Annotated in this window: 11 protein-coding genes; 5 read left to right on the forward strand and 6 right to left on the reverse strand. The window is 72.4% G+C overall.

The window, feature by feature from the left end:
- Positions 1–289: 289 nt before the first annotated feature.
- Both ACERZO_RS49980 and ACERZO_RS49985 read right to left on the reverse strand, forming a co-directional pair.
- Positions 290–868 (reverse strand): hypothetical protein, encoded by a 579-nt coding sequence (locus ACERZO_RS49980; protein WP_372673103.1) that lies wholly within the window; start codon positions 866–868, stop codon positions 290–292.
- Between the two features lie 52 nt (positions 869–920).
- Positions 921–1,166 carry a hypothetical protein gene (locus tag ACERZO_RS49985; protein ID WP_372673104.1) on the reverse strand — a complete coding sequence of 82 codons (246 nt, stop codon included), beginning with the start codon at positions 1,164–1,166 and terminating at the stop codon, positions 921–923.
- 100 nt (positions 1,167–1,266) lie between these two features.
- On the opposite strand from ACERZO_RS49985, the gene ACERZO_RS49990 reads away from it, so the two are divergent.
- The gene (locus ACERZO_RS49990; protein ID WP_372673105.1) at positions 1,267–1,581 is read left to right on the forward strand and encodes a nuclear transport factor 2 family protein; all 315 of its coding nucleotides are present in this window, start codon (positions 1,267–1,269) and stop codon (positions 1,579–1,581) included.
- A 13-nt stretch (positions 1,582–1,594) separates the two neighbouring features.
- Here the strand turns inward: ACERZO_RS49990 and ACERZO_RS49995 are convergent, their stop codons facing one another.
- A complete protein-coding gene (locus ACERZO_RS49995; protein ID WP_051183801.1) occupies positions 1,595–2,296 on the reverse strand; it encodes an IclR family transcriptional regulator in 702 nt (233 codons plus the stop codon).
- Between the two features lie 143 nt (positions 2,297–2,439).
- Here ACERZO_RS49995 and leuC point away from each other — a divergent pair, with 143 nt between their 5' ends.
- From leuC to ACERZO_RS50015, 4 genes are all read left to right on the forward strand, one after another.
- Positions 2,440–3,873 carry a 3-isopropylmalate dehydratase large subunit gene (gene leuC, locus ACERZO_RS50000; protein WP_372673106.1) on the forward strand — a complete coding sequence of 478 codons (1,434 nt, stop codon included), beginning with the start codon at positions 2,440–2,442 and terminating at the stop codon, positions 3,871–3,873.
- Positions 3,874–3,894: 21 nt separating this feature from the next.
- On the forward strand, positions 3,895–4,497 hold the full coding sequence (leuD, locus tag ACERZO_RS50005) for a 3-isopropylmalate dehydratase small subunit (RefSeq protein WP_372673107.1): 603 nt from the start codon (positions 3,895–3,897) through the stop codon (positions 4,495–4,497).
- A 230-nt stretch (positions 4,498–4,727) separates the two neighbouring features.
- Positions 4,728–5,408: an HU family DNA-binding protein gene (locus ACERZO_RS50010; RefSeq protein WP_372673108.1), complete on the forward strand. Its 681-nt coding sequence runs from the start codon at positions 4,728–4,730 to the stop codon at positions 5,406–5,408.
- 423 nt (positions 5,409–5,831) lie between these two features.
- Entirely contained in the window at positions 5,832–8,543 is a 2,712-nt protein-coding gene (locus tag ACERZO_RS50015) for an AfsR/SARP family transcriptional regulator (RefSeq protein ID WP_372673109.1), read from the forward strand.
- A gap of 77 nt (positions 8,544–8,620) precedes the next feature.
- Here the strand turns inward: ACERZO_RS50015 and ACERZO_RS50020 are convergent, their stop codons facing one another.
- Genes ACERZO_RS50020 through cofC form a run of 3 tightly spaced genes read right to left on the reverse strand, consistent with a single transcriptional unit; the run spans position 8,621 to position 12,591 of the window.
- On the reverse strand, positions 8,621–9,574 hold the full coding sequence (locus tag ACERZO_RS50020) for an NUDIX hydrolase (protein WP_372673110.1): 954 nt from the start codon (positions 9,572–9,574) through the stop codon (positions 8,621–8,623).
- Positions 9,571–11,937 carry an RNA degradosome polyphosphate kinase gene (locus ACERZO_RS50025; protein WP_372673111.1) on the reverse strand — a complete coding sequence of 789 codons (2,367 nt, stop codon included), beginning with the start codon at positions 11,935–11,937 and terminating at the stop codon, positions 9,571–9,573. The genes ACERZO_RS50020 and ACERZO_RS50025 overlap by 4 nt, the downstream gene beginning before the upstream one ends.
- Positions 11,938–11,979: 42 nt before the next feature.
- Positions 11,980–12,591, reverse strand: coding sequence for a 2-phospho-L-lactate guanylyltransferase (gene cofC / locus ACERZO_RS50030; RefSeq protein WP_372673112.1), 612 nt, complete (start codon positions 12,589–12,591; stop codon positions 11,980–11,982).
- Positions 12,592–12,678: the final 87 nt, after the last annotated feature.

The following is a 12,678-nucleotide window of genomic DNA, read 5'->3' on the forward strand; positions in this document are numbered from 1 at the left end:
GTGTTCTGGCTTCGGATCGGGGTGCGGGGGAGTCTGGGTCCTCGTCGGTGCACGTTCTCGGGGGCCTCTCGCCTTTGGCGTCGGCTTTGGTGGCGTGGCGGTGGGCAGTCGTTCAGGCGGCGGTTGGCGGATGGCATGAACGAGTCGTCGATGACCATCGAAGCTCGGCGTCCCGCCGAAACGCCTCTTCGGCCCGGCGCCCCGCGGGCGGTGGTGCCGGGCGGAGCATCGCCCCACCCGACTTTGCCGGAGCCCTGCCCAGGGAGGGCGGGGGTCGGTGTGTGCCGCCTCAGGCCTTGCAGCCCGGCGCGCTCGCCGCCGCCGTCAGCAGTTCCGGCGACTCCGCCAGCGGGGCCACCGGGTCGTAAGTCCCGTCGACGTCCTGCTGAGCCTGCGTCAGCGCCATCGACGCCGGCTCCTGCGAAGCCGCGTCGCCCGGCTTCGCGCCGTCCAGTGTCTTCTTCGCGTCGCGCGCCCTGTCGCGGGCCGTTGTGTACTTCGTGACGAACGCCTGCCGGACCGTCTCGGCCAGCGGTACCGGTGCCGGCGGGAGGGCCTGCAGCCGGTCGACCACCTCGCCCGTCCGGTCCGCGATGCCGCCCAGCTCCTGGCTCAGCGCCTGCTGCGCCTCCTCGACCGAGCCCGGCTCCGACGTTCCCGGGGCCGCCTCCGCGTTGGTGCGCTTCCGGTAGTCGTGGATCGCCGAGCAGAAGCCGTCCAGCCAGCCGAGCGTCGCCGGGTCGGCGGACGGGGGTGTCGCCAGGGTCGGCGGCGCCGTCACCGTCACCGTCGGCGGCGCCGTCGGACCCGCCCCCGAACACGCGGCCAGCAGCAGGCACACCCCCAGCAAACCCGGCGCGATCTTCATGGCTTCCCCTCCCGCTTTGCGAGTACACGCGCGAGGGGCCGCGCCGGTTGCGTCACGCCGCGGCGAGCGTCCCGCCCAGCGCCGACCGGCCGTCCTCGGTCAGCTCCGCGCGCGTCCACTGCCCGACGGCCACCACGCGGACCGGCCGGATCAGGCCCGCCCGCGCCAGCTCGTGCGCCGTCGCCTGGTCGCAGCACGGCAGCCCGTCGACCCGCAGGTCCGGTTCGCAGCTGCAGGTCAGCTCGGCCCGCCCGGCGCCGACCGCCCGCAGCATCGCCAGTGCCCTTCTGTTCAACATGGTCGTTCCCCCTCCGTGGTGCTGTCCTGGAGGAGACGTGGCCGCCGTCACCGAATACGCCGTTTTCGCGAGGTTCCCCCGAACGGTGCACGATGACGTCATGACGAACCTGATCGAAGACCCCGCCGTGCGCGCGCTCGTCGACGCGCTGAACGCGGGCGACCGCGCAGCGTTCCGGGCCGCGCTGACGCCCGACGCGACGATGTCCGACGACGGCACCGACCGCGACCTCGCGGAGTGGACCGAAAAGGAGATCTTCTCCAGCCAGGGCCACCTGGAGGTCGAGACCGCCCGGGAGGAGGGGCGGCGGTTCGTCGCGAACTACTCGAACTCGACGTGGGGCGCCATGCGGACGCGGTGGGCGTTCACCGTTCGCGACGGCAAGGTGGCGCGCTTCGAAACCGGTCAAGCCTGAACCCTGACCGGCTTCAGAGTCGTTCCTGCAACGCGTCCGCCGCGGCGAGCAGGTCCGCGGCCCAGCGCGCTCCCGGCTTGCGGCCGATGCGCTCGATCGGGCCGGACACCGACACCGCGGCCACGACCGTGCCCGCGGAATCGCGCACCGGCGCCGAGATGCTGGCCACACCGGGCTCGCGTTCGGCGACGGACTGCGCCCACCCGCGGCGCCGCACCTCCAGGAGCGTGCGCTCACCGAAGACCGCGTCGGCCAGGATCGTGCGCTGCGTGTGCGGATCCGCCCACGCGGCGAGGACCTTCGCGCCCGAGCCGGCCGTCATCGGCAGCCGCGAACCCACCGGGACCGTGTCCCGCAGGCCGGACGGCGGTTCCGCCGTCGCGACGCACACGCGCTGGACGCCGTCGCGGCGGTAGAGCTGCACGCTTTCGCCCGTGACGTCCCGCAGCTTCGGCAGTACCACACCCGCCGCGTCGAGCAGCGGGTCGGTCGAACCGCCCGCCAGTTCGGCCAGCGCCGTACCGGGACGCCAGCGGCCGTCCGGACCGCGGCGCAGCAGCCGGTGCACCTCGAGCCCGACCGCGAGCCGGTGCGCGGTGGCCCGGGGCAGGCCCGTCCGCGTGCACAGTTCCGCGAGGCCGCAGGGGTCGTCCGCGACCGCCTGCAGCACGGCCACTGCTTTGTCCAGTACTCCGATACCGCTATGCTGTCCCACGACCCGATACTAGCGTCCCGCACTTTGGGAAGTCCAGCATCTGGGAAAACCCTGAACTCGAGCTGCGCCCTTCCTTCGCGGCTCGCATCCGTTCCGCAGGTGCGCGCCCGAGTTCCGACGTCGAACCGTGGAAGGAGCCGGAGATGACCAGCCCGACCGGCAAGGCCCGCACGCTGGCGGAGAAGGTGTGGGAAAGCCACCTCGTGCGCCGAGGTGAAGGCGCCGAGCCGGACCTGCTCTACATCGACCTCCACCTGCTGCACGAAGTGACCAGCCCGCAGGCCTTCGACGGCCTCCGGCTGGCCGGGCGGCCGGTGCGCCGCCCCGACCTGACCATCGCGACCGAGGACCACAACGTCCCGACCGTCGACATCGAGCTCCCCATCGCCGATCCGGTCTCGCGCACCCAGGTCGACACCCTTCGCCGCAACTGCAAGGAGTTCGGGGTCCGGCTGCACCCGATGGGTGACGCCGAGCAGGGCATCGTGCACGTCATCGGCCCGCAGCTCGGCCTGACGCAGCCCGGGATGACCGTGGTCTGCGGTGACAGCCACACCTCCACGCACGGCGCGTTCGGCGCCATCGCCTTCGGCATCGGCACGTCCGAGGTCGAGCACGTGCTCGCCACGCAGACGCTGCCGCTGCGTCCCTTCAAGACGATGGCGATCACGGTCGACGGGGAACTGCGGCCCGGCGTCACGGCGAAGGACATCATCCTCGCGGTGATCGCGAAGATCGGCACCGGCGGCGGCCAAGGCTACATCCTGGAGTACCGCGGCCAGGCCATCGAAGCGCTTTCGATGGAGGCGCGGATGACCGTCTGCAACATGTCGATCGAGGCCGGCGCCCGCGCCGGGATGATCGCGCCGGACGAGACGACGTTCGCCTACCTGAAGGGCCGTCCGCACGCGCCGCAGGGCGCCGGCTGGGACGCGGCGGTGGAGAACTGGCGGCAGCTGCGCACCGACGACGGCGCCGAGTTCGACGCCGAGGTGCACCTGAACGCGAGCGAGCTGACGCCGTTCGTGACCTGGGGCACCAACCCCGGCCAGGGGCTTCCGCTGGGCGCCGAGGTGCCCGACCCGGAGCAGATCCCGGACGAGAACGACCGCATCGCTGCTGAAAAGGCCCTGTCCTATATGGACCTGAAGCCCGGGACGCCGCTGCGCGAGATCGCCGTCGACACCGTCTTCCTCGGCTCCTGCACCAACGGCCGGATCGAGGACCTGCGGGCCGCGGCCGAGGTGCTGCGGGGTCGGAAAGTGGCGGACTCGGTCCGGATGCTGGTGGTTCCCGGCTCCATGCGGGTGCGCAAGGCGGCCGAGGAGGAGGGCCTCGACGAGGTCTTCACCGCGGCCGGCGCGGAGTGGCGCCAGGCCGGCTGCTCGATGTGCCTGGGCATGAACCCGGACCAGCTGAAGCCGGGCGAGCGCAGCGCGTCGACGTCGAACCGCAACTTCGAGGGCCGGCAGGGCAAGGGCGGCCGGACGCACCTGGTCTCGCCGCTCGTGGCCGCCGCCACGGCCGTGCGAGGCACGCTGTCGTCGCCGGAAGACCTGCTGACCGCCGCCCGCTGACCCACGCGAGGAGCTACCGACATGGAACCGTTCACCCAGCACACCGGCATCGGCGTCCCGCTGCGCCGGTCCAACGTGGACACCGACCAGATCATCCCGGCGGTCTACCTCAAGCGGGTGACCCGGACCGGGTTCGAGGACGGGCTGTTCGCCGCCTGGCGCGGTGACCAGGACTTCATCCTCAACACCGAGCCGTTCTCGCGGGGCAGCGTGCTGGTCGCGGGGCCGGACTTCGGCACCGGGTCCTCCCGCGAGCACGCCGTCTGGGCGCTGATGGACTACGGCTTCCGGGTCGTCATCTCCGCCCGGTTCGCCGACATCTTCCGGGGCAACTCCGGCAAGGGCGGCCTGGTGGCGGCCCAGTGCGAGCAGCACGACGTCGAGCTGCTCTGGAAGCTGCTGGAGAACGAGCCCGGCACGGAGGTCACGGTCGACCTCGAGACCAAGACCGTGCGGGCCAAGGACTTCACCGCGCCCTTCCAGATCGACGACTACGTCCGCTGGCGGTTGCTGGAGGGCCTCGACGACATCGCTCTCACGTTGCGCCATGCCGGTGAGATCGACGCGTTCGAGACGGCCCGCCCGTCCTGGAAGCCGACGACCACGCCGATCGCCGCTCCGTAGGGCTGTCAAGAGGCGGAATCCCTTGTGTCTCTTGGGATTCCGCCTCTTGCCCGGCTGGCTGCGATACCACACCGAACGGCTCTCGCGGGGATCTCCCGCGAGGCGGAACCCGCCCCGGCGCAAGGGAAAGATTCCGCGTACCGTTTGGAATTTGTGCTGCCTTGGTAATACCGTGTCGCTAGTCGGCCCGACGCGGCCGTGGACGAGTACTTCCTTCTTGGAGGACTGGAATGGCCAACAAGGCCCAGCTGATCGAGGCGCTGACGGAGCGCCTGGGCGACAAGAAGGCCGCTTCCGAGGCGGTCGACGGTCTGGTCGACATCATCATCCGGACGGTCAACAAGGGCGAAAAGGTCAACATCACCGGCTTCGGGGTGTTCGAAAAGCGCGCTCGTGCCGCTCGTACCGCGCGCAACCCGCGGACTGGTGAGGCCGTGAAGGTCAAGAAGACCAACGTGCCCGCGTTCCGCGCCGGGACCACCTTCAAGGAGGTCATTTCCGGCGCGAAGAAGCTGCCGAAGGCCACGCCGGTGAAGCGCGCGGCCGCGTCTTCCCGTGCCACGACGTCTTCTCGCGCGACGACGACCACGTCCACGCGCGCGGCGGCGGCCAAGCCGGCGACGACGCGCTCGACGACGACGCGGACTCGCGCGACGGCGGCCCCGAAGGCGGCCACGACAACGCGGGCGACGGCGGCGAAGGCGGCTCCGGCGAAGGCGACCACGTCGCGCGCGAAGGCTGCTCCGAAGACGACGGCGGCCAAGACGACTGCCGCGAAGACGACGGCGGCGAAGACGACGGCAGCGAAGCCCGCGGCCGCGAGGACGACGGCGGCGAAGTCGACGACGGCCCGGAAGACCACGGCCGCCAAGGCTCCGGCCCGGCGCACCACGGCGGCCAAGAAGAGCTGACCGGCCAAAACTGTCGTACCCCTGCGGTAACGTGAAAGCAGGGGTCCCCTGGGGGGTGACCCCCGCTGGGCGTAGGACATTCACGGCAGGGCCCCGCGCATCCGTGCGCGGGGCCCTGCCGCGTTCGCGGACCGGTAGGAGAAGCGACCCGCCTTGCCCAGCACCGGAACCCGCGTTACCCACTGCCAAGATCGGCCGTCCGAACGGGACCCGTGCACCACCCGCTCGGAGCACCCACCCGCCCCGCAACCGGTTCCGCCCAATTTCGCAAAGTTGCTTGAGCGCCCGGCCGAGTGATGCCACGCTGCCTTCCTCGGGGTCCGCGTCCGGCGGTGTCCCGCGGCGCGCGCGAACCTGGGGGCGACCACCATCGACATCCGGCTGCTCGGCCCGTTCCAGGTGCTCGTCGGCGGCTCGCCGGTCGTGCTGACCAGCTCTCGGCAGCGTGCCCTGCTGGCGACGCTCGCCCTCTCCGCCGGCCGCCTGGTGACGATCGACGCCCTCGCACGCGGGGTCTGGGGCGAAGCCCCTCCCGCGCACATCCGCGGCAGCCTCCAGACCTACGTCATGCGCCTGCGCCGCCTCTGCGGGGAAGACACCGTCGTCACCGAACCGGACGGGTACCGGCTGGTCGTCGACCCGTCCCGGGTGGACGCGCTGCGCTTCCTCCGCACCCTCGACCAGGCCGCCGCCGCCACCGAACCCACCCGCCGCCGGGCCCTGCTCACCGCCGCGCTCGCCGCCTGGGGCGGCGCGCCCCTCGAAGGCGTCGGATCCGCCGTGCTCGCCGCCGAATGGGGGCCGCTGCTGACCGAGCGGTACCTCTTCGCCGTCGAGCAGCGCATCGACCTCGACACCGGCCTCGTCCCCGACGCCCGGCTCGTCGCCGAGCTCACCGACCTCGTGGCCCAGCACCCGCTGCGGGAATCGTTGTGGGAACGGCTGGTGCGCGTCCTCGCCCGGTCCGGCCGGCGCGCCGAAGCGCTCTCCCGCTACGCCGGGCTGCGCGCCCTGCTGGCCGACGAACTGGGCGTCGAACCCGGCGAGGACCTGCGCCGGCTGCACGCCGAACTGCTCGCCGCCGACGTCGAACCCGCCGTGCACACCGTGCCGCGCCAGCTGCCCTTCGACGTCGCCGGCTTCACCGGCCGCGGCCCCGAACTCGCCGAACTCGACCGGCTCCCGCCCGGCGGCGCGTCCGGCATCGTCGTCATCGAAGGGACGGCCGGGGTCGGGAAGACGTCGCTGGCCGTGCACTGGTCGCACCGCGTCCGCGACCGCTTCGCCGGCGGCCAGCTGTTCCTCGACCTGCGCGGGCACTCCGCGGGCACCCCCGTCACGCCCGAGGCCGCGCTGGCCGGGTTCCTGCGCGCCCTCGGCGTCCCGCCCGAAACCCTGCCTTCCACAGTGGAGGAACGCTCCGCGCTCCTGCGCAGCCGCCTCGCCGGCAGCCGCACGCTCATGCTGCTCGACAACGCCCGCGACGCCGACCAGGTCCGGCCGCTGCTGCCCGGGCCGGACAACCTCGTCGTCGTGACCAGCCGCAACCAGCTGCGCGGCCTCGTCGCCCGCGACGGCGCCCGCCGGATCGCGTTGCGTTCCTTCGACGACGTCGACGCCGCCGCCCTGCTCGCCGGCAGCGTCGGGCCGCAGCGCCTCGCCGCCGAACCGGACGCCGTCGCCGAGCTCGTCCAGCTGTGCGGCCGGCTCCCGCTGGCACTGGCGCTGGCCGGGGAACGCGCGTCGCGGTTCTCCGGCGTTTCGCTCGCGGGGATCGTCGAAGAGCTGCGCGACCAGCGGCTGCGCCTGGACACCCTGCGCGACCCGCAGGACGCCGGCACCGACCTGCGGGCCGCGTTCTCTTGGTCGTACAAGGCGTTGCGCCCGGCCGCCGCGCGCTTCTTCCGGCTGCTCGGCCTGCACCCCGGCCACGGCTTCAGCCTGTCCTCGGCCGCCGCGCTCGCCGGCGCGAACCTGCGGGAAGCCCGCGAACTGGCCGACCAGCTCGCCGCCGCGCACCTGCTCAACCAGCCCAGCACCGACCGGTACCAGTTCCACGACCTCCTGCGCGTCTACGCCGCCGAGCTCGTCGAAACCGAGTCGAGCGCGGCGGAACGCACGGCGGCGCTGCGCCGGCTCCTCGACTGGTACCTCGCGAGCGTCGCCGAAGCGACCAAGCTCGTCCGCCCCGACCTGCTCACCGACGACATCGCGCTGGACGCCCCGCCGCTGCCCGCCGTCCCGTTCACCCAGCACGAGCAGACGATCGCCTGGTACACGACCGAACGCGCGGCGCTCACCGCGCTCGTCGGCATCGCCGCCGAAACCGGCTTCACCGCCCACGCGTGGAAGCTCGCCTGGCTGCTGCGCGGGTTCTTCGCCGAACGCCACGACCGCGACGACTGGATCACGACGGCCCGCACGGCCGTCACCGCCACGCGTGCCGCGGACGACAACACCGGCCTGCAGTACAGCGCCAACAACCTCGGCTCGGCCTACCTGCGCACCCTGCAGCCCGACAAGGCGCTCGAAGCCCTGGAGGAGGCGCGCGCGGCGTCGGAGACGGGCGACGGGACCGCGCTGGCCGTGGCGATCCTGTCCAACCTGGCCGGCGCCTACTACGTCCGGGCCGAGTACGCCGAGGCCGAGCGCCACGCACTGCAGGCCGTCCGGCTCGCCCGCGACCACGGCCAGCGCACCTTCGTGCCGCACGCGCTGCTGAACGTCAGCGCCAGCCGCATCGGCCTGCGCAACTACGACAACGCCGCCGAAGCGGCCCAGGCCGCGCACGAAGCCTTCGAGGGGCTGGGCGACCGTTACCACGCGGCGCTGGCGCTGGGCAACGTCGCCGAAGCGCTCGAAGGAGCCGGGCGGCACGACGAAGCGGAGAAGGCGGGCCTGGAAGCGCTTGCCGAGCTGAAGGAGCTGAACGCCGACTACGGCACCATCGACGTCCGGATCACCCTCGGCAGGCTCAAGCTCCGCACGGGCCGGGGCGAGCAGGCGCGGCGGCATTGGGCCGAGGCGCTGAGCGTCTGCCAGCGCCTCGGCGACCCCCGCATCCCGGAGATCCAGGCCCTGCTGGCGACGGTGCCCGCAGTCGGGCCCCCGTCCCGGGATGCGCCGTACCCCTAGCCCGGCGCAGCCCAGCGGGGCCCGGTACCAGTACACCAAGATCGACTGTCACGACGCTGTCGCGTGACAGCGGTGCTTCAGCGGTGGCTGGGGGAGGGCGTCGGCAGCGCGCTCGGGTGGTAGTCGGCCGCGAGGAGGACAGGGCCCTCCTGGTCCGTCGGCGCGCGGAACGACAGGACCCAGAACGAGCCCTTCTTGCTCGGCACCACGCCGCCGCGCGCGGCGGGCAGCTCCACGCCGTCGCGGTCGGCCAGCGCGCTGACCAGGTCGGGGATCACGCCGCCCTGGCTGCAGACCACCGGGGTGCCGCCGTCGCCCGCCAGCGCCAGCAGCCGCGCGACCCCGAGCACCGGGTCCGGCCAGTAGCCCTCTTCCGACAGCAGCGGCTCGTGGCGCACCTCGGCGCCGACGTCCTCGGCGACCCCGTGCACCGTCTGCACGCACCGCAGGCGCGGCGCCGAAAGCACCCGGTCCGGGCCGAACAGGCCGAGCACCCGCCGCAGCGCCGAGGCCTGCCGCAGCCCCGCCTCCGACAACGGCCGGAGGTCGTCGTCGCCGTTCCATTCGTCGCGCTTGCCGGCCTTCGCGTGGCGCACCAGCAGCAGCGTCGTCAGGCCCACCGGGAGCTCGCAGAAAGCACGCAGCACCCGCACGTCTTCCGGCCGCGTCAGCAGCTTCTCCGCCGCCGTCGGGCCGAGCCAGCGCAGCTCGTCGACCTCGTCGTTCGCCGCGAACTCGCCGGACACGGCTTCGGCGCTGAAGTAGTCGACCGTCTTCGGGACCGTGCCGGTGCCGTTGCGCGCGGGCACCGGGTACGCCGTCCGGGCCAGGTAGCGGCCCAGGACCGCGTCGAACCCCGTCTCTTCGCGCACTTCGCGGACGGCGGCCTCGGCGATCGTCTCGCCCGGATCGAGCTTTCCCTTCGGCAGCGACCAGTCGTCGTACCGCGGGCGGTGGACCAGGGCGACTTCCGTCCCCCCTCCGGCGACGCGCCACAGCACCGCGCCGGCCGCCCGTACCTCGTGGGTCATCCGGCGGCCCCGTGCAGCTTCGCCAGTTCCAGCTGGTGGTCGCGCACCCGCGAGCCGTCCGCCGGGAACGGCGCCCACTCGCCGCTCGCGGTCAGCACCCAGCACCGCGTCGCCGGGTCGAGCGCCGAGTCGAAGATGTTGTCCAGCTGCGCGGTCAGCTTCGGGTCCTTGACGCGCACCAGCGCCTCGATCCGCCGGTCGAGGTTCCGGTGCATCATGTCCGCGCTGCCGATCCAGTGCGTGCCGCCGGCGCGGAAGTTGAAGATCCGCGAGTGCTCCAGGAACCGGCCCAGGATCGACCGGACGTGGATGTTCTCCGACAGCCCTTCGACGCCGGGCTTCAGCGTGCAGATCCCGCGCACCACGATGTCGACCGGCACCCCGGCCTGCGACGCGTGGTAGAGCGCGTCGATGACCTGCTCGTCGACCAGCGAGTTGCACTTGATCCGGATGCCGGCGTCCTGCCCGGCCCGGGCCAGCTCGATCTCCTCGCCGATCGCGCGCACGATGCCGCGGCGGATGCCGTGCGGCGACGTCAGGATCGTCCGGTAGGTGTCCTGGCGCGAGTAGCCGGTGAGCACGTTGAACAGGTCGGTGACGTCCGCGCCGATGCTCGGGTCGGCGGTGAACAGGCCGATGTCCTCGTAGAGCCGCGCGGTCTTCGGGTTGTAGTTGCCGGTGCCGATGTGGCAGTAGCGGCGGATGGTCGAGCCCTCCTGGCGCACGATCATCGACACCTTGCAGTGCGTCTTCAGCCCGACCAGGCCGTACACGACGTGCACGCCCGCGCGCTCCAGCGTCCGCGCCCAGGTGATGTTGGCCTGCTCGTCGAACCGCGCCTTGATCTCGACCAGCGCGACGACCTGCTTGCCCGCCTCGGCGGCGTCGATCAGCGCGTCCACGATCGGGGAGTCACCCGACGTCCGGTACAGCGTCTGCTTGATCGCGAGGACCTTCGAGTCGGCCGCCGCCTGCTCGATGAAGCGCTGCACGCTCGTGGAGAACGAGTCGTACGGGTGGTGCACCAGCACATCGCCCTCGCGCAGCGTCGCGAAAACACTCTTCGGCGTCTCGCGCTCGCCGAACGCCGGGTGCGTCGCCGGCACGAACGGCCGGTCCTTCAGCTCCTTGCGGTCCACACTGGACAGCTGGTGCAGGCAGGTCAGGTCGAGCAGGCCGGGCACCTCGACGACGTCCGCCGGGTCGACGTCCAGCTCGCGCAGCAGCAGCTCGAGCATGTGCTCGCTCATGTCCTGCGCGACCTCGAGGCGCACCGGCGGGCCGAACCGGCGCTGCGCCAGCTCGCGCTCGAGGGCCTGCAGGAGGTCTTCGTCACGGTCTTCGTCGACCTCGAAGTCGGCGTTGCGGGTGACGCGGAAGACGTGGTGCTCGGTGACGTCCATGCCGGTGAACAGCTCGCCGAGGTGGGCGGCGATGAGCTCTTCGAGGGGCAGGAACGTCGCCGTCCGGCTGGTCCGCTCGGTCTCGACGCGCATCAGGCGCGGCACGTTGCTCGGCACCTTCACGCGGGCGAAGCGCTCGGTGCCGCCCTCCGGGTCGCGGACCGTGACGGCGAGGTTGAGCGAAAGGCCCGAAATGTACGGGAACGGGTGGGCCGGGTCGACGGCCAGCGGCGTCAGCACCGGGAAGATCTGCTCGGAGAAGTAGCTGGAGAGCCGGAGCTGGTCGGCGCCGGAGAGGTCGGCCCAGCCGACGATCCGGATGTCGTGCTCGGCCAGCAGCGGGCGCAGGCCCTTTTCGAACGCGCCGGTCTGCTGCTCGACCAGGTCCTGGTTGCGCTTGGCGATGTAGTCGAGCTGCTCGCGCGGGGTGAGGCCGTCGGCGCTGCGCACCAGCAGGCCGGTCTCGTCGCGGCGCTTCAGGCCGGCGACGCGGACCATGTAGAACTCGTCCAGATTGGACGCGAAGATGGCGAGGAACTTCGTCCGTTCGAGCAGCGGCTGCGACTCGTCCTCGGCCAGCGCGAGCACGCGGGCGTTGAAGTCCTGCCACGACAGCTCGCGGTTGAAGTACCGGTCGTCCGGCAGCGTCTCGACGGCGGTCGGCGCGGCGGTGACCGCGGGCGGTGCCGACGGGACGGCGCGGAACTCCTCGGCGCCGCGCGGGTTGCCCTGCGCGGAGCTGCGGCGCCGGTTCGCGGCCGGGGTGGCCGCCGCGGCGGTGGTCTTGCGGGGCCGGGCCTTGCCGGCGGTGGCACGGGCCGCGGTGTCGCGCGCGGTGGACTTCGACGGGACCTTCTTGGCGGTGGTCGCCTTCTTCGCCGTCTCCGAAGATCCGTTCGCCGGGTTCCGTCGCCTCCGCGGTGCGGGCGTGCCGCCGTCGTCTGTGCTCACGGACCCCATTCTTCACCAAGCCACGCGGAATTGCGCAGGCCGCGGTGAAGGTCAGGTGAACAGCTCGGCTGTGTGTTTCCCGACACCCAGGGCTTTGACGTGGGCGAGGTCTTCGGGGGTGTCGACGTCGCTGCGCAGGGTGGGGAGTTTTTCCCGGAGCGGGACGGCGCCGGAGGCTTCGTGGAGGCGGGCCGAGCCGGGGCCGAAGCGCGGGTCGAGGGGGGCGCCGGGGGCGGACAGCAGGAGGGTGGTGCCGGTGCCTTGACGGTCGGCTACGAAGGCCCTTCGGTGGTCGCTTTCGGCTATCGCGTCGGCCAGGTCGATGGCGCGCAGGGCGGGCAGGTCGGCTTGGAGCGCTCCGACGACGGCGTGCGGATCGTCTCGCCGGAGCAGGTCGGCGCCGTGCCGGAAGGCGGCGTTGAGGGTGTGTTCGGGGGGCTCGGCGACGATCTCGACACCCAGTTCCGCGAGTCCGGCAACAGCGGCCGGATCGGACGCGACGAGCAGCACCCGCCGGACGCGCGCGGCCGAGGTGACGGCGGCGAGGGTGTCGGCGGCCAGGGCGAGGACGAGGGCGGGGTGCCGGTCCGGGGTTACGGCGCCACGCAGCCGCGACTTGCCGTCGCGGGGGTGTTTCATCGGCACGACCAGGTCCACTTCCACGTGTCCATCTTTACCCGAAACGGCGGGGCGGTGTCGGCGGGCGGGGTGGGTTGTCCACAGGTGACGGGTGGGGGGCAGCTGTTCTGT

Origin of the sequence: Amycolatopsis kentuckyensis (assembly GCF_041679295.1) — a bacterium.
In the GTDB taxonomy this organism is placed as follows: Bacteria; Actinomycetota; Actinomycetes; order Mycobacteriales; family Pseudonocardiaceae; genus Amycolatopsis; species Amycolatopsis kentuckyensis_A.

Coding starts and splice junctions, on each gene's coding strand:
- ACERZO_RS49980 (WP_372673103.1), bottom strand. CDS start 868: ATGAAGATCGCGCCGGGTTTGCTGGGGGTGTGCCTGCTGCTGGCCGCG.
- ACERZO_RS49985 (WP_372673104.1), bottom strand. CDS start 1,166: ATGTTGAACAGAAGGGCACTGGCGATGCTGCGGGCGGTCGGCGCCGGG.
- ACERZO_RS49990 (WP_372673105.1), top strand. CDS start 1,267: ATGACGAACCTGATCGAAGACCCCGCCGTGCGCGCGCTCGTCGACGCG.
- leuC (WP_372673106.1), top strand. CDS start 2,440: ATGACCAGCCCGACCGGCAAGGCCCGCACGCTGGCGGAGAAGGTGTGG.
- leuD (WP_372673107.1), top strand. CDS start 3,895: ATGGAACCGTTCACCCAGCACACCGGCATCGGCGTCCCGCTGCGCCGG.
- ACERZO_RS50010 (WP_372673108.1), top strand. CDS start 4,728: ATGGCCAACAAGGCCCAGCTGATCGAGGCGCTGACGGAGCGCCTGGGC.
- ACERZO_RS50020 (WP_372673110.1), bottom strand. CDS start 9,574: ATGACCCACGAGGTACGGGCGGCCGGCGCGGTGCTGTGGCGCGTCGCC.
- ACERZO_RS50025 (WP_372673111.1), bottom strand. CDS start 11,937: ATGGGGTCCGTGAGCACAGACGACGGCGGCACGCCCGCACCGCGGAGG.